Source organism: Ruegeria sp. CDSC025, from assembly GCF_059610805.1.
This window is the reverse complement of record NZ_JBXWOJ010000004.1, coordinates 220,473-244,609: the sequence shown is the minus strand read 5'-3', so window position 1 is coordinate 244,609 and position 24,137 is coordinate 220,473. Positions and strand designations below refer to the sequence as shown.

Sequence of the window (24,137 nt, the reverse complement as noted above, 5' to 3'; positions counted from 1 at the left end):
GAGGGGGTCGTGCGCAGTATCAAAACTCTCCACGTGATCTCCGCCCATGCCGAAGGCGAGGTCGGAGATGTCATCGTTGGCGGTGTTCTTCCGCCACCCGGTGATACCTTATGGGAGCAGCGGTCGTTCATCGCGCGCGACCAGTCCTTGCGCAACTTTGTCCTGAATGAACCGCGCGGGGGTGTATTTCGTCATGTAAACCTGTTGGTGCCGCCCAAACATCCGCAAGCAGATGCAGGCTTCATTATCATGGAGCCCGAAGACACACCGCCAATGTCTGGTTCAAACTCGATCTGCGTGGCCACCGTGCTGCTGGATAGCGGGATCATTCCGATGCAGGAACCGGTTACACATCTGACGCTTGAGGCACCGGGCGGGCTGGTCCCGGTGCGCGCCGAATGCCGGAATGGCAAGGCCGAGCGCATATTTGTGCAGAACCTGCCCAGTTTTGTAGACCGGCTCGCCGTTCCGCTTGAAGTGCCGGGCCTTGGCACACTGACCGTGGATACGGCCTATGGGGGCGACAGTTTCGTGGTGGTCGATGCGGCGGCGCTTGGGTTTGACATCGTGCAGGACGAGGCGCGTGACATTGCGCGGCTGGGTGTAGCGATCACCAATGCGGCCAACGAACAAATTGGGTTTACGCATCCCGAAAACCCGGACTGGAATCACATTTCATTCTGCGCTTTTTGTGGCCCGACCGAGCGGGTAGCAAATGGCCTGCGCGGAAAATCCGCCGTGGCGATCCAGCCGGGCAAAGTTGATCGGTCCCCTACCGGTACCGCAGTTTCTGCCCGCATGGCCTTGATGGCCGCCAAGGGAGAAATGGCAGTCGGGCAATCTTTCCAGGCGGTTTCGATCATCGGCTCGTCTTTCACCGGACAGATCGTCGAGGCCACAACGATCGGGGGGCGTGCCGCGATCATTCCCGAGATCAGTGGCCGCGGATGGATTACCGGTACACATCAACACATGCTTGACCCGGACGATCCCTGGCCGGGCGGATATAAGCTCAGCGATACCTGGGGCGTCTGAATTTTGCCCATTGGCAAGCAGTTTTGATGATTTTCCGCAAACCGTGTCAAAATGCGCGGTCTCTGGCGATTGATCCCAAGCCAAACGTCATTTAAGGGAGGCCCTGTCAATACAGAGTCATCCCGGGACGGCAGTCTTGTTACGTCCCTTACGCGCCACGCCGATGTGGCCCCAACTCTTGGATCGCACGCCCCGAAAGGCTTAAAAAAGGTAAAAGAATATGGCAGATAAATCGAACTTCGACATATTGTATACCATTGTAGACGAAGCGCCCGAGCTGGCCAGCGCCTCATTCCTGCCCATCATTCGAAAGTTTGCATCCGCCGCCGGTGTCAGCGTCGGAACCAAGGATATTTCACTTGCTGGGCGGATTATTTCGACCTTCCCCGAAAAGCTGACAGATGCGCAGCGCATCACCGATGATCTGGCCGCATTGGGTGAGTTGGTGAAGACACCCGATGCCAATGTGATCAAGCTGCCCAACATCTCGGCCTCGGTGCCGCAGCTGGTGGCCGCCGTCGAAGAGCTGCAAGCACAGGGTTATGACATCCCGAGCTATCCCGAAGAACCTGCGACTGACGAAGAAAAAGCGATCCGCGCGCGGTATGATGCCATCAAGGGTTCGGCTGTGAACCCGGTTCTGCGCGAAGGTAACAGCGACCGTCGCGCCGCGCGCGCCGTCAAGAATTATGCCCAGAAGAACCCGCATTCGATGGGTACATGGGCCGCTGACAGCAAGACTAAAGTCTCGTCCATGTCCGGCAATGATTTCTACGCGAACGAGAAATCGGCCACCATTACTGCGGCGCAAGCCGGTGACGCCAAAATCGAATTTGTCGGACAAGACGGCAGTACTACGGTTCTGAAAGACGGCTGGCCGCTGGCCGAGGGCACCGTTGCCGATGCGACCTTCATGTCCGTCAATGCGCTGTCGTCTTTCCTGGCCGAGGCCATCGAAGACACCAAAAAAGACGGCACCATGTTCTCGCTTCACCTGAAGGCCACAATGATGAAGGTCAGCGACCCGATCATCTTCGGCTATGCGGTCAAGGCGTGGCTTGCCCCGGTATTCGAGGCCTATGGCGCTGAATTGGATGCGCTGGGTGTGAACCCGAACTCGGGTCTGGGCGATCTGCTGGAGCGGGTTGCAGGCAACGCCGATATCATGACCGCCATTGACGCGATCAAGGGCGACCGCCCGTCCATGTATATGGTTGACAGCGACAAGGGTATCACCAACCTGCACGTGCCGTCTGATGTGATCATCGACGCCTCGATGCCTGCCGTGATCCGTGCTGGTGGCAAGGGTTGGGACGAAACCGGGTCCAAGGGTGACACCAACTGTGTGATCCCCGACCGCTGCTATGCGTCTATTTATGATGAATCCGTCAAATTCTTCAAAGCCAATGGCGCGCTGAACCCAGCCACCGTCGGAGCTGTGGCCAATGTGGGTCTGATGGCTCAGAAAGCCGAAGAATACGGCAGCCACCCGACAACATTCCAGGCGCCTGCGAATGGAACCATTCGTATCGTTCTGGCAAATGGCGAGACACTGCACGAGCATACGGTTGAAAAGGGCGACATCTGGCGTGCCTGCACCGTGAAGAAGGCTCCGATCGAGAATTGGATTCAACTGGCGCTGGACCGTCAGCGTCTGACCGGATCCGAGGCGATCTTCTGGCTGGACGCAAACCGTGCCCATGATGCCGAACTGATCAAATCCGTCCAACCAACACTGGAAGCTGCTGGCGTGGCGGACAAGTTCCAAATCCTGGCACCGCGTGAGGCGACCCACCAGTCGTTGGAGACCATCACGGCCGGTAACGACAGCATCGCCATCACCGGCAACGTGCTGCGTGACTATCTGACGGACCTGTTCCCGATCCTTGAGTTGGGCACCTCGGCCAAGATGCTGTCGATCGTCAAGCTGATGCAGGGCGGTGGATTGTTCGAAACCGGTGCGGGTGGGTCTGCCCCGAAACACGTGCAGCAACTGGTCGAGGAAAACCACCTGCGCTGGGACTCGATGGGTGAGTTCTGCGCGCTTGGCGAGTCTTTGAATTTCCTGGCCGACAGCAAAGGCAACGCCAAAGCCGGAGTTCTTGGCGCCGCTGCCGAGGCCGCAACGCAGGGTATTCTGGACAACAACAAGTCGCCCAGCCGCAAAGTCGGGCAGCCGGATAACCGAGACAGCCACTACTGGTTCGCGCGCTATTGGGCCGAGGCGCTGGCCGCGCAATCCGATGATGCTGATCTGGCCGCCGAGTTCGCGCCGATTGCTGCAGAGTTGGCCGCGAAAGAACAGCAGATCCTATCCGAACTGGCCAACGCACAAGGGGCAGCGGCAGATCTGGGTGGTTACTATCACACCAACCCGACCAAGACTGCAGCAGTCATGCGCCCGAGCGCGACACTCAATGGTATCATTGACGGGTAATCCAGGTGCCCTGTCCTGATTTGGGCAGGGTTCTGAACCTGGCGTGAAAATTAAAAAGGGACCGACCCCCAAAGTCAGTCCCTTTTTGAGCGAGTGGGGAGGCCGAAACCTCTCCGGTGTAGTTGCGTTAACTGTAACAAAACCTTGCTGGCTGGATATTAGGGGTTTCCCGTATATTCATCCGTCTGCTGTGCCGCTGACGATACACCCGCCAAATTCATTGTCCTCCGGCGACGGAAAGGACTATGTCGCCGTACTGAATTCGGGAACAATAGGCCGTACAAGGACGGATTATGCGCGCAATGTGATAGCGCCGTGCGCCCACTAGGCGTTGAAAGAGCGGGTGATTTGCTTTTCGGCATAACGGTGGTAAAAAAATCTGGTTTTTGTTTTGTATTCGAGTGTTGTGTGCTGTGTGTATTTATCCTGTTGTTTTTGAGCGTTTTTCATATTCCAGAGGGTCAGGCGATGCGTCTGCTTCCTGCGCTTTTCAGGCCGCCGCAGAAAAGCTTGCCGATGATACGCAAATCGGTTCAACTGAATTCGCCCGGTTTCGCCGTTAATGACGGCAAATGTCGATATCGGTCGAAAGGGACCAGATGGAATGACTGAAAAAACCCGCAGTTCGCGTTTCGGGTCAATCCTATGTCTGGTCGCCGCTCTCTATTTCTTTGGGGTCGTCGCATACGCGCTGATGAATTCAGCGGAATTTGCCAATGGAACCGCGCGGCTGATCCGGTACATTCTGGCCCCGGGCGCGATTGGGCTGGTGCTGGCCTTGTGCGCGGTCTTCTTGTCGAACGAAGCCAGGCTGACTGTTGGTTTGAGCGCGGTATCGCTTTTGGCGGCTCTGTTTGCATTTGAGGCCTATCTGACCATCAAAATAATCCCCGGACGCCTAGGGCTAGTCGGGTTTGTCGGCGATGAGGTAAGCGTCGAAGAATACAAGGAAAACTTGCCTCCGGGCAGGACAATGAAACATGTAAACGATGCGCTGGATACACAACTGCTCGAATCTGCGTATCTGGCCCCCATGCCGGGTGACAAGATGCTATTGTGCTCGGTGTTGGGCGAGCCGGTGACCTACACGCCGGATCGTCTGGGGTTTCGCAATCCACCATCGGTCTATGAAAACGATGTGAGTGTGATGCTGCTGGGTGACTCGTTTTCCGAGGGGTTCTGCCTGAGAGAGGGTGAGCATCTGGCGGATAAGCTGCGTCAGGGCATGCCGAACCTGCTTAACACCGGCCACAGGGGCATTGGCCCGCTGTATCAGCTGGCGATTTTGGGCCGGTACGGGCCAGAGTTCCAGCCCGACCTCACGCTGTTCTCTTTCTTTGCGGGCAATGACTGGCGCAATCTGGAACGAGAGCTTGAAAAGCCATGGTTGAGCGCAGCACTAGACCCGGCTGTAGATTTTGGCCCAATCGAGCATCCGGACCAGTCGGAATTAACCGCACCGGTGATATCCGGATGGTGGGCAGAGACCACTTTATCCTGGGGCGATTACCTGCGGGCGCAACGGGTGTTCAGAAACTTTCTGGCATTGCAGAAAACGGCCGAGATCCTTGGGATTCACTATCCCAAGGCAACTGATGAAAATCCGGTATTTACCGATGTTCTGATGCGGGCAAAACAGATTACATCAGAATGGGATGGTGAGATTGCCATTGTGTATGTGCCGACGGTCAGCCGCTATATGGGTCTGGTCGCCCAGCCCTTTATCCACGACCCGCTGCGAGTATTGGTGAAAGATGCGGCTGCGCAGGCTGGGCTGGACGTGATAGACTTAACGGATGTTATCGAAATGCAAGAGGATCCGGCATCGTATTATGCGCCGGATTCTCATTTCAACGAAGCAGGCGCAGAACTGGCCGCTCGGGCAATTACAGAGGGGCTGCGCCAACGCAATTTGATAGAACAGTAACGAATTGGTGTGTTTTGCCAGGACCGCGCAACAAGCGCGGTAAAGAGGTGTGAAATGAAGATTTTGTCATTCAAGTCGGGTCACGACGGTACGGTTGCGGGTATTGATGCCCAAAACGGTAACCTGCTGTTTTCCTATGAATCCGAGAAAGACAGTTTTCCCCGCAACACGTCAGTCACACCGGATACATTTATCGACTCTGGCCTGTGGTTCCGGGACTTGCCTGATATCCTGGCCCTTAGCGGCTGGTCAACGACCGGAACACAACATGTGACGACCTCGGGGGCAGGGTATTTCGGCATTGGCGAAGATGCTCAGACCGTGGGGAAACGGACGTTTTTTGGCAAAGAGATCGACTATTTCTCATCGACCCATGAAAGGGCACATATCTGGGGCGCTTATGGGATGTCTCCGTTTCGTCAAGGTGAACCTTGTTATGTGTTGGTTTGGGAAGACACGCTTGGCGATTTCTACAAGATTGATGAAGATCTAAAGCTGTCTCATGTCGGTCGGGTGATGACCGGGCCCGGTGCCCGATATTCGTTCCTGAGCGCACTGGTTGATCCCGATTATCCCGTGCTTTCGCGTGAACAACGGCGTGAAGACCCCGGGAGGATGATGGCGGCATGTGCCTATGCAGAGCCCGGTTCACATGACGCGGATGAACATGCGCTGATAGATTATCTTTTGTCAGATCAGCCATTGGCCGAGATTCTACGCAAGGACCGTCTGACCGATTCCCCGTTTTTCAACGTCGGAATGCACAGTCAGCAGTTCAGCAATCTTGCACAGAAACTCTCGGATGCGATTTTTTCACGGTTCCTTGCCTTTGCCGAACAGAACCTGACAGAGGGCTATCCGCTGGTGATTGCCGGCGGATGTGGATTGAACTGCGATTGGAACACTAAGTGGCAGAATTGCGGCTTGTTCCGAGATGTATTTGTACCACCTTGCAGCAGTGATTCCGGCTGCGCCATAGGAACTGCGGTTGATGCCATGCGCCACTATACGGGCCAGGCAAAGCTGGATTGGACGGTTTATTCCGGACAGTCCTTTGTGGATGATAAAATCGACAGTAGCGGCATGCGGGTCAGCGAGCTGCGTCTGAACGATGTCGCGGACGCGTTGATGTCCGGTGAGCTCATCGGTTGGGCCAGAGGGAACTGTGAAATCGGTCCGCGCGCATTGGGCAACCGCTCGATTCTGGCGGCCCCGTTCTGGGCCGAATCCCGCGTGCGCCTGAACAGGGCTAAAAACCGGCCGGATACAAGCCCCGTGGCCCCATCCTGCCTTGAGGAAGATGTCAGCCAGCATTTTGAGTGGGAAAACTCCGCGCCTTATATGTTGCATCTGCAGAAGGTGACCAATCAGAACCTGGCCGCGATCACGCATGTAGACGGAACAGCAAGGGTCCAAACAGTCCGCCGGGATCAGAATGCTTTCTTTTACGACCTGCTGAACGCATTCAAGTCGGCTTCGGGCACGGGTGTATTGTGCAATACGTCACTGAACTTTCGCGGAGCGGGGTTCATAAACAAAACCAGTGATCTGCATCACTATGCAAGATCGGCAAAGCTGGACGGCTTTGTCGCAGGAAACACGTTTTACAGGTTTAACTAGTAATATTGGCGCGCTTGCGGTGTCGCCGCACTTTTGGAGGTTAAGTACTTTGTCGTATGAATCAGGTCTGCAAAACTTTGAAAGACGCCGCCTCTTAGCTTCTGCAACAGCAAGGATTCCGGCCTATTGTCTCTTGTGTGGAAACATTGAGCAAATAACGACAAGAAAACTCGGAAAAATGGCCAAGCTGTCCAATCATTAGGATAAGAATTCGTTCGAACATGGGCGCAGCATCAAAGATTTGTATTTCAGGCGACGGTGATCTTGGTCGCTACAAGGGACGATAGAGAATGGATCAAAACCATATCGCAAACCAATTTGGCCAGCAGCGTCTGGATGGCATATGGCGGATGATTTACCGTCATCTGAAGTTGATCCTCGGAGTGACCGCAGCTGTGATCGTCGGCACGTTTATGGTCGTCAATCAACTGGACCCAAGATACAAATCCCGCGCCGAAATCGTTCTCACATCTCTGGATATGCGCGTCCGCGCCGACAGTGTCGAACTTGAATCCTACGAGCTGACCCGCACTTTGATTGAAACCGAAATCGACATCCTGCGGTCACGAGAGTTTGCGGCAGAGGTCGCCCTGGCGCTGGACCTGTTCGAGAATGAGGCTTTTGCCGGGGCGCAAAACCCCGCAAATCCGCAATCCACATCCGTTATCCGCAATCGTGTAATCGACAATACACTGTCGACATATAACGTACTTCGGCAAGGAGAGAGCCTTGCGATTGAGATCATCTCAACAGCCGAAGACCCGCAGCTGGCAGCCGATATTGCCAATACAGTTGCAGAAACCTTTATCCTTCGCCTGCAGCAGCGGCGGCAGCAAGGTCTTTCATCTTCCATTTCTTTTCTTAAGGACCGCGTAAATGAACTGGGTGACGAACTGACCCGTGACGAACTTCAGATGGCGGCCTTTATTCTTGAAGAAAATCTGGCGGATGAATCCGTGCCGGGTAGGCTTCGGTCGGAACTTGCGCGGCTGAACTCGCAAAAAGATGTGCATGAGATCAACGGAGCCAGCAGCGAAGAGGTCGACAAAATTGCTGACCAGATTGCCGTTGTTGAACAGGCATTGCGCAGCCGGACCGGTTCGGAAATTGCATTGCTGCGGATGGAACGCGCGCTAGAGCTTCTTCGGATCCGGTATCAGACGACGATTGAAAAGCTGAATGATTTCGAAACCCAGCAACAGTTTCTTGGCCAGGCGGTTCAGCAGGTTTCGGTTGCTCATGCGCCGACTTCGGCATTCTGGCCGAATACCAAAGTCGCCGTCGCAGTCAGCGCGATTGTCGGGTTCTCTCTGGCATTTGTGATCGCCCTGTTGATGGAGGGCAGCAACACGCGGATCGTCAACGAAAACCAGATCGAACAGCAAACCGATCTGACCAATCTGGGTTTCCTGCCGGATACGGTGATGGATTCGGACACGGATGGTCAGCAGGAGTTGTTGCGCTTTATCCGTGATCAGGGCCGCTCGCCGTATGTAGAGGCGCTGCGTAGTGTTTTGACGATGTGGTTTAACACAAATGATGACGGCAGCATCGTCATGGTTACCTCTGGTGTTCCTGGAGAAGGCAAGACCGTGGTTGCGGTTTCGCTGGCCCTAGTGGCGGGTACAGATGGGATGCGCGTTCTATTGTTGGATATGGATAACCACCGTTGCCGTGCCTCAAAAACACTGGGTCTTAACGGGGCGGCCCCGGTCGAAATCGAGGACGCGCTGAGCGGTGCCGTGCAACCCAGCCAGATTTATGTCGATGGCGAACGGGTACCGGGGGTTTCGTCGATCAGTCTGAACCTGCGTCCAAAAATATCCCGCAAACAGTTGATGCAGCAACTTGGCGAATACGGGCGCATGTTGCGCAATCAGTACGATCTTGTGTTGGTCGATACGCCGCCGACATTGGTCATTGATGACACGATCCGACTTGGGCCGCTTGTCGACGGTACGTTCTTGGTGGTGCGCTGGGGGCAGACCACCGAAAAAATTCTCAAGGATGCAATCGAAAAGCTGCGGATGAGCAATATCAAGATTTCCGGTACGATCATGAATGGTGTGAACATGCGGAAGCAAAGGCAATATGGGTATGGTGCCTATACATATCATTACTCGGATGAGCCTGGGAAAAGCAGCTGATTACGGTTCGCAGACCCTTGTAGGATTTGTTAGATTGGTGATTGGGTATTGGTTTTTATTTGCGAATATGAGGGCACAGCGCCCGCGACGCTTTTGCGGCGTGGTCCAATGACCGGCAGCCGCCAAGGGGTGGAATTGGCCGGTCGTTTGTGCGGCGGGCGGGTGGGTCAGACATGACCTCTCAGCCCGGCGCAACCTCAATCCCGACTGCTGTGCTTCGGCGTTTACTGCGCAATCTGAAATGGATCTTTTCCTCTCAGATAGCAGTCGCTTTGCTGGGCCTTGTGTTTCTGCCGGTGGCCGCCCGCGCACTTGGGGCCGCAGGCTTGGGGGTAATGGCAATAGGCGAGGCCTATGCGCGGATCGTTTCCCGATTCCTTCATCTTGAGCCCTGGCAGGCGGTGATTAGATATGGAAGCACTGCGCTGGAGGAAGAAGACCGCGAACGATTTCGCCGACTTGTCGGGCTGTCGGTCCTGATTGACGTGGTTGGGGGCGTATTGGCCGCCGGCGCTGCGATCGCATTCGCACCGATCATCGCCGGATGGCTGGGGCTGGATCAGGATCTTGCATGGGTGCTGCCGGTCGCATCGCTGGGAATTCTGGTTTCGCTGAGGCCAACCGGGTTGGCTTTGTTGCGGTCCTTCGACCGGTTCGATCTGTTGGCCAAACTGGATATTTTCGCAGCGTCTGTGCGGATGGTGCTGGGGGTGATTGCCTGGCAACTGGGGTTTGGGCTGCCTGGCTTTGTCGCGATATTTGTTGCTGTCAGCCTTTTAGACGGCGTTCTGGCCTTTGCCGCGGGGCTGCGAGAAATGTCGCGGAATGGCTATGGCCGTCCGATGCTTGGAATAAAACAAACTCTGGGTGAAAATTCCGGGTTTCTGCGCTTTGTTTGGAACAGCAATCTCTCTGTCATCTTGCGTCAGACCACGCAGCGCCTGGACGTGATCATATTGGGTGTTCTGATTTCACCGACGATGGTGGGATATTACCATATCGCGAAACGGTGCGGCGAAGCTGCACTGCGTCTTGGACGACCGCTAAGCCAGGCGATCTATCCCGAGTTCACCCGGTTTGCCGCCCGAAATGAATTTGACCGTTTGCAAAAAATGCTAACGGGTCTCAGCGCCGGGTTCTGGGGGGTAATTGCCCTTGTCTTGATTCCAGTGATCTTGATGCTGGAACCGATCGTTACTGCGATTTTTGGTGTGGATTATGCCCCTGCAGTACCGGTCGTGCGCGTGCAGGCAATCGCGGTAGGTATTTATCTTGGTGGGATACTGCTGAACCCTGCACTGCTGAGTCTGGGGCAAGACCGGGCCTTGGTTCGGATCGGTTTGTTGAACACTATTTTGTTTCTGATCCTCATTGCACCGATGGTTTCTGTTTTGGGCGTGGTCGGTGCCGCAGTGGCGCATATGCTGTGTAATTCCGTTTGGTTAGGGCTGTGTGTGTTACACTTGCGGCGTACATTGCTGAACCCTGCATTACACGGAAAGGAGCAGGTGCGCCCATGAGACCTGCATCGGTCCAATCAGTTTCCTTTGGCAAGCCGACCAATGGAATCGGCTATTTGCCAAGCGTAGACATGGCAGCTCTCTATTTCCTGATGGCGGCTGTAGCCCTGGCGCCGATGAACTATCTCAGAGTGGATTTCGTCTATTTCACCCTCTCGGATTTCTTCTTTGTGCTGGCTGGGTTTGTCATGCTGGCAACTGGCCAGCTGCCGGTTAAGATATTCGGTCCCGCAAGCGGGTTCTGGTACAGTTCGTTCCTGTTTTTCACAGGGGGCCTGACCGTAGGTTCGTTGATCAACGGAGATCCGACCGAGCTGCTGACTGTGTTTGTTCAGTACTTCTTTTCGTTGATCGTGCTGCCAATCCTGATCGGCAATCGAAGCTTTGATCAGATCGTCCTGCTGATGAAGGCATTTATTATTGGAATGGGCATTGTTGTGCTGTTTGGCATCTATGCAATCAACTTCATGGAAGACCCGACACACCGGTTTGTATCCGCCAATGGTCGCATGCTTTCGCTGGTCGAGCGGGCAAATGAATGCGCGCTCATGCTGGCGATGGCCATCGTTTTCCTGCTTAGCCTGATCCTGCAGAAGCAAAGCAGCCGCATCTGGGGGCTGATCGTGCTGCCAATCCTGTTTTACGGCGTCATTCTGACCGGTTCGAATTCTGGTCTGATCGTGACCATAGTGGGGACTGTCGCCATTATCCTCAGCAGCGGGTCCCCGCGTCATGTTGTGATCCTGATCGCCAGCACGTTGATTGCGGTTTTGGTGGTCCTGAACTTTGGTGAGCTTTTCTTGCCCGAGGTCTTTCGCGAACGAGTTCTGAATGCCGTTCTTGCAGGTGACATTAGCCAGGCGGGCACGTTCTCTGACCGGTTATTCCTGCTGCAAGAGGCCTTCGAGGTATCCCGTGGCACTTTGTTGATCGGGCTGGGAGCAAACCAGTACAGCCTGGCCAGCGAACAGGGAATCGTGGTTCATTCGGCCTATTTGCTGACTCTGTCCGAAGGTGGCTTGATTTCTCTGCTCGGTATGGTCGGCTTTATTTTGGCCAGCATATACTTGGCCTGGATGGCCATTTCTGTCGGCCGCTCGCCATCGGTCGGGGCACTGACCATCGTTGCCATGCTGATGTATGTCGTGCTGCTTGCCGGGGCGACGACCTTTTATGCCCGGTTCTGGAACGTACCCTTTGTCCTTGCCATTGCGCTTAGCGTGTCGCGCCTGCCGGTGTTAGGACCAACGAATACACTTAGGAGATTGTCGTGAAATTATTGCAAAAACTGATGCTTTCTGTGATCGCGGCTTCGGCTTGTTTTATCGGTGCGCTTCAGGCCGAGGAATATGTTCTGGCACCGCAGGACAAGATCAATTTGCGTGCGATGCGCTGGGATCCGGTGGGCGCGTCTTTTGTGAACTGGCAAGGCGTTTCCGGTGAATATGCGCTTTCTTCGGGAGGAATGCTGATGGTGCCTCTGGCCGGTCAGGTTCATGCTGAAGGGCGAACGACCGAAGAACTGGTACTGCTGCTGGAAACTCAGATGCGCACTCGCGTGGGGATGGCAGAACCGCCTCATCTGGCGATCGAAGTCATCGGCCATCTGCCTGTATACATATTGGGGGATGTCCAGATTCCAGGCTCGTACCCCTATCGGCCACAACTGACCGCGCAGCAGGCGATGGCGCTTGCGGGCGGGGAATACCGGTTGCCGTTGCAAAATGACGTAGGAACGAACTTTACCGGATTGCGGGTTCAGGGTGAAGTTCAGTTGTACAATGAACAGATCGAAGCTCTGCAAGCCGAACAACGCCGACTGCTGGCTGATCTGTCAACACTAACCCCGGACGGTGGTGATGCCAAAATTGAACCCCCGCAAGGTCTGCAGGGGGAGATTCTGCAAGCGGATCAACAAGCCCGGGAAGGGCAGGGTGAACGCATCATCCAATTACAGGAAACCCTCAAAGATCAGATCGATAGCCTCGAACGGCAGCTGGAATTGCGGGCAAATCAGATCGCGATCACGCGCAAAGATCTGGATGATGCTCTGGCACTACAGAAAAAGGGCCTTACGGTCAGTTCGCGCGTGTCATCTCTGTCCAACTCGCTGAACGATCTGGAAAGCAAAAGTGTGGATATCGAGATCGCTCTGGGCTTGGCACGGCAACAGCTGAACCGCGCGCAACGCGATGAGCTGGAGTTGCTTGATACCGCGCGCTCGAATGCGCTGGTGCGGCTGAATCTGGTGCAGATCGAACTCGAGGATTTGCAGACCCGGCTGGGCACCGCGAAAATCCTGCAGGCCGAGCTGGCAGCGCTTGGCGTAGTTGAAGAGGTTGATGCGGTCGAAGAGATCGTGATCGAATACTCGGTCACCCGCGCAGCCGGAGGAGCCGCAACGGCGATTTCGGGTGACACTGTCTTGTCCCCCGGGGATACGCTTTCGGTTTCTCGAACCTTCGTCACGCAAACACAATAGATTTCAGTTCAATGATTTATGGTTCAGCGCGCGGTTCTGATGTCCGGCGCTGAGCCAAAAAGGCGGCAGGCCAGAATGAAAAAGATACGCGTTTTATTTCCCTTTGCAGGTTGGGCAGATCTGGGCGGCAGTCATGTTTCCGCGCTCAAACTTGCGTCCTGTCTGGACCGGGATCAGTTTGAACCATTGGTCCTTTGCCACAACGAAGCGGGGTCAGTCGGGCAGTATGCTCAATCGCTGGGTCTGAATGTCGAAGTATTGCAGGGCCCCAGGCTTATGGGCCCTCCAAATAACAAAACGGATACAGATGTTGGCTTTCCGGAATACTGGACCCGGACCTACGGCCAGCTCGTCCGGTTTTTGCGGGACAAAAAGCCAGATATCGTCCACACAAATGAGGGCCGATTGCATGTGAATTGGGTGTTTCCGGCCAGACGGTTGGGGATCAAGCATATCTGGCACCACAGGCAGGATCCGCGCGCGGTAGGCGTTAACTATGTCGCGCCGGTGTTTTCGAACCGTATCCTAAGCGTGTCGTATTTTTCGAAACCCTCGCGCCCGATACGCTCGGTTGACAAAAAGTTTCAGGTCATCCGCAGCCCCTTCGACCTGAGCATTCAGCGCCCGGATCCAGACGCTGCGCGTCGGATGATCCTGAACGAAATCGGTGCGCCGGAAAATGCAGTTCTTCTAGGATATTTTGGCCATCTGGAACCGCGAAAACGGCCGGTTCATTTTGTCCAAAGCCTTGTGGCCATTCAGAAACAGTTTGCGGACAGGCCGGTACATGGCCTGCTGTTTGGCAAAGTACTCAATCCCGATGACGGGTTGGACTTAGGCTCCATGGACGTGGCCCGAGAACAGGGGATGGGCGCGCAGATTCATATGATGGGTTTTCGGCAGGATGTTGAAAAGTGCATGGTCGCCATGGATGCCACCCTTGTGCCGGCCTTGAACGAGCCATTTGGACGCACCTTGATCGAGGCCATGCACCTTGGGCTGCCCGTTGTGGCCACACGGCACGGCGGCAATGTCGAGGCAATCGATCATGGCAAAACCGGTTTTCTGGTAGATCCGCAGGACCCCGAGGCCTTTGTTGAGCCGGTCGTCTCTCTGATTGAGGACCCGAGCCTGAGACAGCAGGTAACACAGGCGGCTTACCAATATGTGCAGGATAATTTTGGGTTGGATAAACACGTGGCCGAAGTGTCCGACGTGTACCGGGAATTGGTATCGTGATCCCGATGCGAATTGTAGGGTTTAGAGGGTAAAATGGGTTTGGCGAACGAGCGAAAAATAGATTTCCTGATTTTTGGTGCTGCAAAATGTGCGACCACCTGGTTGCAGAATTCTTTGACCGCGACACCGCAGATTTTCATGCCGGACCCCGAGCTGCACTATTTCTCGGATCATTATGACCGGGGGGCGGCCTGGTATCGCGATCAATACGAAGGATATTCGGGCCAGAGTATCGTGGGTGAAAAGTGCAATACCTACCTGACACATCCAGAGGCCGCCAAAAGGATCGCCCAGGATCATCCTGATGTCAGGTTGATCCTGCAGATGCGCGATCCGGTTCGCAGGGCTTATTCCGATTACTGTATGCTGTATCGCCGGGGCACTGTCGGGGACGACATTCATCGGTATCTGGACCCCGACAAAGCCGGTGATGAAAGGTTCTTGCACAACGGCAGATATGGCTATCACCTGCGCCGCTTTTACGATCTGTTTCCGACCGATCAGATTTTGTTACTGGCCTATGAAAATACCGTCTCGCAACCGGTGGAAACCTTGCGCCGTGTTGCCGATCACATCGGTTATTCCGGCGTCGTGGAGCCGCCACTAGAAGAGCGGGTCAAAAACAAAAATACGCCAATCGTGCCCTTGCCTCTGAGGCGGGTTCTGGCGCCGCTTCGACCGTTGCTTGACCCGATCCGGCATACGGGGCCGTTAAAGGCCATTCGCAGAGCGGTGGCGCGGCAGGTGGAATACCCTGAATTGCCCGATGCTTTGGCGCAGAAAATGGCCGATTTCTACAGGCCAGACGTTGCCGAGCTTGATGCGATTGATCCGGGTCTCAGCCGCGGGTGGCGCAGTTTCTCGGATTAGACGTCAGCTTAGAATGGGTGTGGATCAGTCGGTGGCAGTCGAGGGCAGCGTGGTATCGCTGTCGATCAGCCCCATTTTCCGTAGCAGGATCGTGTTGATCCGCGCGACGTCAAACTCTTGCTCGGCACGCGCCCGCGCGGCCTGACCCATGGATTCGATTAGGCTCCGGTCTTCAACGAATTTTCTCATCGCATCCGCCAGCCCCTCTGGATTGCGTTTGGGGACGATAAACCCGTTTTCCCCGTCGCTGACCGCATCGGCGCATCCCGGGGCATCGGTCGTAATGACGGCGCGCCCGGTCGACATCGCCTCAAGAATGGCGCGGGGGATGCCCTCGCGATAGACGGTGGGTAGTACGAAGACCGAACATTCCTTGAGAAATGGCCGAACATCCTTGGTTTCGCCTAGATACTCGATATGCCCCAGCTGGCCCCATTCTTCGAGCTGCTGTGCGTTGACCGAGTCCGGGTTGTCATCCAGCGGACCCAAAAGCTGACAGCGCACATCAGGGAATTGTTCCCTAAGCTGCCGGGCGGCTTCGGCATATTCGAACACGCCCTTGTCACGCAGCAAACGTGCGATCATCAGAAACACGGGTGGATCCGTAGGCTGATGGGATTTTGCGTATCTGGCGAGATTGACACCGGAACCGGGCACAATCGACAGCGCGGCCTGAGGTGCCAGCAAACGTCTGCTGCGAAACTCCTCGGCGTCGACCGAGTTGTAAACCAGAACTTCGTCGGCACCTTTCAATCCGATGCGGTAAAGGCCTGTCGCCACCGCTCTCAGCACTTTTCGGCGCAGGGTCAGTTTGGCATCCGCAAATACATAACCTAAACCGGTACACATCGCGAACCGCCGCCGAACGCCGGTCAACCGCGCCGCAAGGCCGCTGAAGATGATCGGCTTCATCGTATAGGCAAAGACGATATCGGGCCGTATTTCCCGGCAGATCCCGATCAGTGTGAACAGGGTGGACAGATCCTGAAATGGATTTAACCCCGCGCGCGCCATGGGGATTTGCCGAAATGTCACGCCGATCTCGGCAAGGGCTGCTTCGGTCGCCGCATCGTTTTCTGGTGCGCAAGCAAGTACGTCTGCGCGTTCAGCAAGCTCTTTCAGCAGGTCATAACGAAAATTGGTCAAAGAGGTCGTAAGATTGCCGACAAACAGAACTTTTGGACGTCCGCCAGTTGTCGAACCTCGTTCGGCAGGTACGGCTTGGGCACCGGAAGCGGTGTCGGGAAAATCACTCATCAAAGAAACATTTCAAACTTTAAAAACCAAGGTTGAGGCGATGCTGATCCATGTCGCCGAAGCTGTCAACGGCGCTGTCACCAAAGCCGATTGTTGCCTATTTTTCACCTCTGACTGTCTGCGGCCTGATTGTTGAAAAATCACGCTGTTAAGTGACCTGGAACCTTGCATAAGCAATCGATTCAGGTCAGGTTTCGCCTGCCGCGGCACAAAAAGATATTTCCGAACCTGCGGAGTTTGTTTCCAATTCAGGCGCTGAGCGCCAAAAATTTGTTAATTGTTGAGCTTGCCTGACCTCCTCGGATGGTTTGGCGCGAGGTAAAGAAATGATCCGGAAATCCTGCTGTCTAAATTTGAGCAATTATAGGCTTGGCCCATCTTCCATCGGCTATCCTCTGGCCGCTTATCTGAAGGGAAACAGCTGATGCCCAAATGGCCATTCTTCGAAGAAGATGAAATTGATGCTGTCAGCGCAGTGCTAAGATCCGGTTGCGTGAATGCCTGGACCGGCCCCGATGTCAAAGAGTTCGAACGTGAATACAGCGCCTATACCGGCGCGCAGCATGCGATCGCCATGGCAAATGGCACGGTCACTCTGGACGCCGCGCTGCTGGCGTTGAACATCCGACCCGGAGACGAGGTTATCGTCACACCGCGTAGCTTTATCGCGTCTGCCAGTTCGATCCTTCTGGCCGGTGGCAAGCCGGTATTTGCAGATGTGGATCGTGACAGCCAGAACATCACCGCAGAAACGATTGCACCGGTTCTGACCGACAGAACCGTGGGGATTATCGCGGTCCATCTGGCCGGGTGGCCATCGGATATGGCGGGTCTCATGGATCTGGCGCGCAGCCGCGACCTCTGGGTGATCGAGGACTGTGCGCAGGCGCATGGTGCCATGATCGGTGACCAGCACGTGGGAACCTTTGGCACCTGCGGCTCGTATTCTTTCTGTCAGGATAAAATCATCACAACCGGCGGCGAAGGCGGAATGCTGATCACCAATGATGATGAGCTGTGGTCCAAGGTCTGGAGCTATAAGGATCACGGTAAAAGCTATGAACACGTGTTTAACAAAAGCCACCCTCCGGGGTTTCGCTGGCTACATAGTGGGCAGCCGGGCACCAATCTGCGGATGACCGGGCTTTCCGCCGCCATCGGGCGCATTCAGCTGGGGAAACTGGACGGGTGGCGCGCCCATAGAACCAGAAATGCCGAGATTTTGGCGGAAGCTCTATCCGGATGCGCTGCGTTTCGGGTACCTGTTCCACCTGCCGGGCTGACACACGCCTATTACCGGTTTTATGCGTTCATAAGACCTGAGAATCTGGCCTCGGGTTGGAGCAGGGATCGCATCATAGCTGAGATTTCTGCGGCGGGTTTCCCCGTGTTCTCGGGCAGTTGTTCTGAAATATATAGAGAAGAGATGTTCGCACGCCTTGGTGTTGGCCCGGTTGATCCCTTACCGGTGGCGAAAGAGCTTGGTGAAACCAGCCTTGCTTTTCTGGTTGATCCGACCTGGTCGCATCAAGATATCGTCGGTCTGGCCGAATTTGTACGCGAAATCGGAGATCGGGCGCGTGCATAGGCAATTCACACCGCCGCATCCAGGGCGCGTGTCTGAAGGTTCCGACCCGGCATGTGCCGCCGGATCAGGTTAGTGAGTTACGGGTGTTGAACGGATGATCATGCATGTCATCACCGATTTTTCCGGTCAGGGCGGGGCCCAGGCGATGCTGGCGCGGCTGGTTGCCAAATCCGGGGATCGGGTATTGGTGGTGTCGCTGACGGAGGTTTCGGACAGGATCAAAAGCCAATGTGCAAATCCAAACGCCGTTCTGATCGGATTGAATGCCAGATCACTGTCGTCCATGCCCCGCGCGATATTGCAGATATCGCGTCTTATCCGTCAGTATAAACCGCAGGCGGTTCTGTGCTGGATGTACCATGCGATGGTCATCGGGCTGATTGCCAGCTGGATATCAGGTCGAAAGGTGCCAATTTACTGGACGGTGAGGCAGGCTTTGGACGATACCAGCTCATTCACGCGCAGCACGCGGATTGCCGTTGATCTGTGTCGGCGTTTGTCGGGCAGGTGTGCAGGGATCATTTATAACTCGCAACGCGCATTGGATCAGCACGCGAAGAACGGGTTTGCTGCTGCGCGGTCTTGCGTCATTCCGAACGGTCTGGTCATGCCGCAAGTGAAATTGGTGCGGAACGATCCGCCCAGGGTTTTCGGGATTGCGGCGCGGTTTCATCCACAGAAGGATCACGAAACCCTTTTCCAGGCTCTGTCCCTGGCGCTGCTGTCAGTCCCCGATCTGCGCATCATCGCGGCCGGAGAGAATATGTCGCCTGAAAACTCCGAAGTACAATCATTGCTGGCGCGCTATAACCTGACTGCCGACAATGTAGAGCTGTGCGGCGACCTGCATGATATGGCTGCATTCTACAAACGGATTGATGCGCTGGTGCTTTCATCCCGAACCGAAGGGTTTCCGAATGTCATTGTCGAAGCGATGAGCTATGGCCACCCCGTTGTGTCGACGGATGTGGGTGATGCGGTGGTGATCATTCGCGACTGCGGATTGATCGTACCGCCCCGCAACGCGGAATTGCTGGCAGACGCTTTGGTCCATGCCGCAAATTGGTCGGCCCCAGAGTATCTGGAAAAAAGAGAAAAAGCCCGGGCGATTGTGGCCAGTACCTACCAGCTTGACCGCATTGCCGCGCAGTATCGGAACATTTTGGAGAGCGGCAGTCTTGATCCCGGTAAGATTGCCTCTCAGCCAGAACAGAAGGGGATCTGAGCGATGTGTGGCATCACCGGATTTATCAACTTTGGCACCGTTGATCGGTCTCAGGCCTCATCCGTCCTTGGCAGGATGTGTCAATCGATTGAACACCGTGGCCCGGATGGAACCGGGTTGTTTGTGGACCCGGATCAGGGTGTGGCCCTGGGGCATCTGCGTCTGGCCATTATTGATCTGTCGGAAACCGGGGTCCAGCCGATGGATTCCGCAGATGGTCGGTTCACCATTGTGTTCAATGGTGAGATCTATGGCTATCTGGAACTGCGTCAGGAATTGCAGGATCTGGGCATAAGCTTCAGGGGCACGTCCGATACCGAAGTTTTGCTGGCGGCGATGCAGCTTTGGGGTATCCGCAAGACACTGGACCGCGTCCACGGGATGTTTGCCATTGCCGTGTTTGACCGGAAAACCCAGAGCGTGACATTGGCGCGCGACCGGATTGGCAAAAAACCTCTCTATCTGGGCCTGGCCGGGAAAACCGTTCTGTTTGGGTCCGAATTGAAGTCACTGCGCGCGCATCCGGAATTTGGACCGGCAGAGGTGGACCGCGCAGCCTTGGGATCGTTTCTTCGGTTGGGATATATTCCTGCGCCGCGCACGATTTACCCAAATGTCCTGAAACTACCTGCGGGCTCTATGGTCGAGATCAAACTTGACACCCCACCGGCCTCGTTGGATGCGCTTCTGCAAGGGATCGAGCGGTTTTGGGATATCGAGGCCGTAGTCACCGAGGCGCGCGCAAACCCCTATCCTGACGATGAAACGGCCATAGCTGAAATCGAATCCGAACTGCTGCGCGCGGTGGGCGAACGGATGGTTGCGGATGTGCCGGTTGGGACATTTCTGTCCGGAGGCGTCGACTCGTCGCTGATAACTGCAATGATGCAAGAGCAATCCAGCAGGAAGGTTCCCAGCTTTACCGTACGCTTTGAGGACGAAGACACCAACGAAGCCGACCATGCAAAAGCCATCGCCGAGTATCTTGGGACGGATTACCACGAGGTGACGGCGACGCCGGAAATGGCGTTTCAAGCCATCGAAGGCTTGCCGCAGGTGTTTGACGAACCTTTCGCCGACCCGTCGCAACTACCAACCCTGCTGGTTTCGCAACTGGCGCGCCAGCAGCTTAAGGTCGTCATGTCCGGCGACGGCGGTGACGAGTCGTTTGGTGGCTATGCCCGATATGTTCGGATGCAGGCCTTTGAGCGCCTGAAGGGCAAGATGCCCGACCTGGCAATTCAAGCCCTGTCGCAGGCGCCGCAATCGGTTCTTGCCGCTCTGTTGCCAGTCCTAAGGCCATTCGCCCCGCGCAGCATGCGCGATGATCTGAGCGCCGACCGTCTGGCCAAGCTTGCGCCGGTTCTGCAGGGACGAGAGTTCCAGTGCCGCTATCAGGCCCAGTTTTCGATCTGGTCCTCCGGTATGCTTGGAAAGTCCGGCATCCCGCTGGGCAATGAGATCGGAACGCATGATTTGCCCGCAGGGTTGAGCCAGTTGGACAGCATGATGTTGTTGGATTCGCTCTATTATTTGCCGGATGATATTCTGGTGAAGGCCGACCGCACTTCGATGTCGGTGGGCCTTGAGATGCGCGCGCCGTTGTTGGACTACCGCGTTGTCACCGCCGCCTGGCGCTCTTCGGCATCGCTTCGGTGCGACGGGAAGGTTGGCAAGGTGGCGTTGCAGGAGCTTTTGAAAAAGCGGGTTCCGCAATCGCTGTACGACCGGCCAAAGCGCGGGTTCGGTATCCCACTCAACGCTTGGTTGCGCGGGCCCCTAAAGTCCCGTGTTTCCAGCATTCTTCTGGATGGGAACGGGCTTGAGGGTTTCGTGGAAAAGGCAGCGCTGGAAAAATGCTGGGCCGAGCACCAATCAGGCAAACGCAACTGGGGTGCTCAGCTGTGGACGGTCTTTATGTTCCAACTATGGTCCGAAGCGTGGATGCGCTGATCACAGCTTGGCGATTTTGCGACCAGGTCAGTCAGATAACTGACCTGACCAAGACAAAGCCCTCAGCCGCGGCCCGGTGAACCGTCGCGCCACGCAAAGTTGCCAACGCTTTCAAGCTCTGAACCGAACGCTCGTGCGGCGGCTGTTTGACCTGGCTTGCAAATAACTGGAATGCTTCCAGTTTACGCTCCAATGTATCCGAAATGTCCACAAACATGTTCGGTACGAATGGCGGCGTCAGATATGGCGCGTTCCAATTTGTCTCGGACAGCGTCTCATAGGCCGCGATCGTCGTCGGGTATTTGTCCTGATAAGGTCGGCTTGCTACCAAAGTCGAAAGGAAACTCAACTGGTGGTCCAGATGGATGTCGCCGGGATGCGGCGCCAGGATGACACTTGGGTCGAGATCGCGGATCAGTGTTCCCAGACCTGCGTTCAGGTCACCATGGGGGTGCTCAGCCAGTTCAGCGGCAGGGAAATCCAACCAATGCGTATGCGTCACACCAAGATGCTCATGTGCGGCCCTGGCTTCGGCCTGTACATTGGCGATCTGTTCCGTGCTGAACCGGGGCGACCGACCCGTTGTGACAATCGCAATATGGACTGCGCGACCTGCATCTGCCAGTCGTGCGATGGTGCCGCCAGCCCCAAGGACTTCATCATCCGGGTGCGGAGCAACCACAAGTACCGGTCCGTCCTGTCCGTCAAAAGGTGTCAGCGCTGTCATTCGGAATTCCTGAGCTTTGAGTGCAGTTCGGGCGGCGCATCGGCGCCGGTCCAGTTTATGATGTCCAGACATTTCCCATCCCCACAGGCGACCGTAAACCGGTTTCCTTCGATGGCCTGTATCTGACCAGGCAGGCCGATATAGTAGCCCTGCAGGGCGGTGTTCTGTACACCCAGCAGGACCAGCTTCTCACCGGAGGCAGTGTAGGTGAAAGCGCCGGGATAGGGCGGTCCGGCTGCGCGTATCAACCGGTTAATCTCTGCCGCGGGTCTGGTCCAGTCGATCAGCCCGTCCTCGGGCCGCCGCCGCGCACAAAGGCTGATCCCGGTTTCTGGCTGCGGAGCCGCCGGGATATCGCCTTCAGAGATTTGCGTCAGAAGCTGAGGCAGCAGCTGCGTCAGGGCCTGAAGCGCCCGGTCATACAGCTCGCGTGCTGTTACCGTGTTGGGATCGACCGCATATCGAGCTTGCGCCGCAATCGGGCCGTCATCGGCCCCTTCACCCAGCCAGAACAATGACGCGCCTACATCGGTTTCGCCCAATATGACAGTCCAGGGGATCACACCGCGCCCGCGCAGACGGGGCAGGGCGGATGGGTGAAACCCGACGCATCCGATCTTTGCCTGGGCCCGAAATTCCGGCCCGCAAATCTGAGACCACCCGATGACCAGTATCAGATCAGGTTTTACGGCTTGAATGGTTTTGATTGTTCCGGCCGAGTCACTTTTGGCGGTATAGTGGACAGGAATATCATACCGATCTGCAGTGGGTTTGAGATCTGCAAAATCAGAGTGCCGGTGGGACAAGTCCGGCGGTAGTGTCACCACCAAATCCGGTACAAACCCTCGGGCACATATGGCGGATAAGGCGACATGCGATCCTTCGACCGCCCCCACAAATACCGTCTTCATGCAGGTGTCTCCTTTCGGCTGTCCAGCCAGTTGTCTGCGGCCTGAATTCGGTCAGGGCGTTTATGCTCTCCGGCCAAGGCTACCATAATGGTTTCGAACAATATCTTCAGATCAAGCGACAGTGACCGGTGCGCGACATACCATAGATCCAGCTTTAGCTTCTCGTCATTTGAAAGCGCGGTATTGCCGCTGACCTGAGCCCACCCTGTCAGGCCGGGCCGAACCGTGCAGCGCACCCGCCCATTGTCTCCAAACTCTTCGATGGTTTCGGGAAGCAGGGGACGGGGGCCAACAAGGGCCATATCTCCGCGCAAGATGATCACAAGCTGGGGCATCTCATCCAGCCTCACGCGGCGCAGAAGCTTGGTGGTTTTTGTCTGACGTTCCGAATCTGGCAGCAAAGCCCCGCTTTGATCGCGTGTGTCGGACATTGTTCTCAGCTTCCAGATGCGAAAGACGCGCCCGTTGCAGCCTGCCCGCCGTTGGCCAAAAAACAAAGGTCGCCCGACCGAAAACAGCACAATCACACAACCCGCCAGAAAAAAGGGCAGCGCGATCGTGCCCGCGATCAGGCAACACAGTATTTCGAGAAATCTGTTCATATTCAAACCCAAGAACTGTAGCTGAAAACTACGAATATCAAACCAAGAACCAACATCTCTCCGGATCATCCTGCTGGCCGGATCCAAGTTCCGGCGCACTGATCCGAAGTCTGGGCTGAGTTGATCCCAAATTGATTCTCGATTCAAGCGGCAGAGCTGACCGGCACCCTGACTATGCGGAAATTTTTCCAAGCATGCGCCAAGTTCACAAAGCCTTTGTCAGGAAAACCGGCCTGCGACTCATGAGAGGATTGGCCGAAAGGAGTTGTCATCTTTGTTGCGTCTTGGTTCACAATGCTCCGATTGGGGCTTATTGTGGATCGATTAATCAAGATTGAGGCCCGGACAGCGGCCCACGAAGATTTCATCGGATTGAGAAAATGACTGTAATTTTCCCCGTGAGATTAGCATTTCCATTGTTTACGCTAGGTCAATCGGCGCTCAAGTCAGCCGAAACAAGGAGGAAATTCTGCAACCCTCAGCAAAATATCAGTCAAAGAGTACTTCAGGAAACGCTGCATTTCGTTAATGAAGTGTGAAGAAATTACTTTTGAGGGCGCGGAAACGTATGTTAGCGTTGAAGGAGATTGAAGAAAT

General features: G+C 55.6%; 17 protein-coding genes. 13 read left to right on the top strand and 4 right to left on the bottom strand.

Annotated elements, in window-relative coordinates; genetic code table 11:
- Positions 1-9 precede the first annotated feature (9 nt).
- The 10 genes from AC2FH8_RS08715 to AC2FH8_RS08670 all read left to right on the top strand — a co-directional run bounded on the left by AC2FH8_RS08715 (position 10) and on the right by AC2FH8_RS08670 (position 15,277).
- Positions 10-1,035, top strand: coding sequence for a trans-3-hydroxy-L-proline dehydratase (locus AC2FH8_RS08715; protein WP_496689402.1), 1,026 nt, complete (start codon positions 10-12; stop codon positions 1,033-1,035).
- Between the two features lie 220 nt (positions 1,036-1,255).
- Positions 1,256-3,472: an NADP-dependent isocitrate dehydrogenase gene (locus AC2FH8_RS08710; protein ID WP_496689400.1), complete on the top strand. Its 2,217-nt coding sequence runs from the start codon at positions 1,256-1,258 to the stop codon at positions 3,470-3,472.
- 604 nt (positions 3,473-4,076) lie between these two features.
- Positions 4,077-5,399, top strand: a complete 1,323-nt coding sequence (locus AC2FH8_RS08705) for an alginate O-acetyltransferase AlgX-related protein (protein WP_496689398.1) — start codon at positions 4,077-4,079, stop codon at positions 5,397-5,399.
- A 54-nt stretch (positions 5,400-5,453) separates the two neighbouring features.
- A complete protein-coding gene (locus AC2FH8_RS08700; RefSeq protein ID WP_496689396.1) occupies positions 5,454-7,019 on the top strand; it encodes a carbamoyltransferase C-terminal domain-containing protein in 1,566 nt (521 codons plus the stop codon).
- Between the two features lie 290 nt (positions 7,020-7,309).
- Complete coding sequence (locus tag AC2FH8_RS08695) at positions 7,310-9,166, top strand: GumC family protein (protein WP_496689394.1); 1,857 nt, start codon at positions 7,310-7,312, stop codon at positions 9,164-9,166.
- Positions 9,167-9,339: 173 nt separating this feature from the next.
- Positions 9,340-10,686 (top strand): lipopolysaccharide biosynthesis protein, encoded by a 1,347-nt coding sequence (locus AC2FH8_RS08690; protein WP_496689392.1) that lies wholly within the window; start codon positions 9,340-9,342, stop codon positions 10,684-10,686.
- A complete protein-coding gene (locus AC2FH8_RS08685; RefSeq protein ID WP_496689390.1) occupies positions 10,683-11,960 on the top strand; it encodes an O-antigen ligase family protein in 1,278 nt (425 codons plus the stop codon). Before AC2FH8_RS08690 ends, AC2FH8_RS08685 begins: the two co-directional genes overlap by 4 nt.
- Complete coding sequence (locus AC2FH8_RS08680; RefSeq protein ID WP_496689388.1) at positions 11,957-13,168, top strand: polysaccharide biosynthesis/export family protein; 1,212 nt, start codon at positions 11,957-11,959, stop codon at positions 13,166-13,168. The genes AC2FH8_RS08685 and AC2FH8_RS08680 overlap by 4 nt, the downstream gene beginning before the upstream one ends.
- Positions 13,169-13,243: 75 nt before the next feature.
- Complete coding sequence (locus AC2FH8_RS08675; RefSeq protein WP_496689386.1) at positions 13,244-14,407, top strand: glycosyltransferase family 4 protein; 1,164 nt, start codon at positions 13,244-13,246, stop codon at positions 14,405-14,407.
- Between the two features lie 33 nt (positions 14,408-14,440).
- The gene (locus tag AC2FH8_RS08670; protein WP_496677161.1) at positions 14,441-15,277 is read left to right on the top strand and encodes a sulfotransferase family protein; all 837 of its coding nucleotides are present in this window, start codon (positions 14,441-14,443) and stop codon (positions 15,275-15,277) included.
- A 24-nt stretch (positions 15,278-15,301) separates the two neighbouring features.
- Here the strand turns inward: AC2FH8_RS08670 and AC2FH8_RS08665 are convergent, their stop codons facing one another.
- The gene (locus AC2FH8_RS08665; protein ID WP_496689384.1) at positions 15,302-16,534 is read right to left on the bottom strand and encodes a glycosyltransferase family 4 protein; all 1,233 of its coding nucleotides are present in this window, start codon (positions 16,532-16,534) and stop codon (positions 15,302-15,304) included.
- Positions 16,535-16,958: 424 nt separating this feature from the next.
- Between AC2FH8_RS08665 and AC2FH8_RS08660 the strand changes: the two genes are divergently transcribed.
- From AC2FH8_RS08660 to asnB, 3 genes are all read left to right on the top strand, one after another.
- Positions 16,959-18,122, top strand: a complete 1,164-nt coding sequence (locus AC2FH8_RS08660) for a DegT/DnrJ/EryC1/StrS family aminotransferase (protein WP_496689382.1) — start codon at positions 16,959-16,961, stop codon at positions 18,120-18,122.
- A 94-nt stretch (positions 18,123-18,216) separates the two neighbouring features.
- Positions 18,217-19,347, top strand: coding sequence for a glycosyltransferase (locus AC2FH8_RS08655; protein ID WP_496689380.1), 1,131 nt, complete (start codon positions 18,217-18,219; stop codon positions 19,345-19,347).
- Positions 19,348-19,350: 3 nt separating this feature from the next.
- Positions 19,351-21,300 carry an asparagine synthase (glutamine-hydrolyzing) gene (gene asnB / locus AC2FH8_RS08650; RefSeq protein ID WP_496689378.1) on the top strand — a complete coding sequence of 650 codons (1,950 nt, stop codon included), beginning with the start codon at positions 19,351-19,353 and terminating at the stop codon, positions 21,298-21,300.
- 31 nt (positions 21,301-21,331) lie between these two features.
- On the opposite strand, the gene AC2FH8_RS08645 is transcribed toward asnB, so the two are convergent.
- From AC2FH8_RS08645 to AC2FH8_RS08635, 3 genes are read right to left on the bottom strand one after another with little or no spacing between them, the layout of a single operon-like run.
- Complete coding sequence (locus AC2FH8_RS08645) at positions 21,332-22,027, bottom strand: PIG-L deacetylase family protein (RefSeq protein WP_142636210.1); 696 nt, start codon at positions 22,025-22,027, stop codon at positions 21,332-21,334.
- Positions 22,024-22,938 (bottom strand): methionyl-tRNA formyltransferase, encoded by a 915-nt coding sequence (locus AC2FH8_RS08640; RefSeq protein ID WP_281995073.1) that lies wholly within the window; start codon positions 22,936-22,938, stop codon positions 22,024-22,026. The genes AC2FH8_RS08645 and AC2FH8_RS08640 overlap by 4 nt, the downstream gene beginning before the upstream one ends.
- Positions 22,935-23,540 carry a sugar transferase gene (locus AC2FH8_RS08635; protein ID WP_142636214.1) on the bottom strand — a complete coding sequence of 202 codons (606 nt, stop codon included), beginning with the start codon at positions 23,538-23,540 and terminating at the stop codon, positions 22,935-22,937. Before AC2FH8_RS08635 ends, AC2FH8_RS08640 begins: the two co-directional genes overlap by 4 nt.
- Between the last annotated feature and the right edge of the window lie 597 nt (positions 23,541-24,137).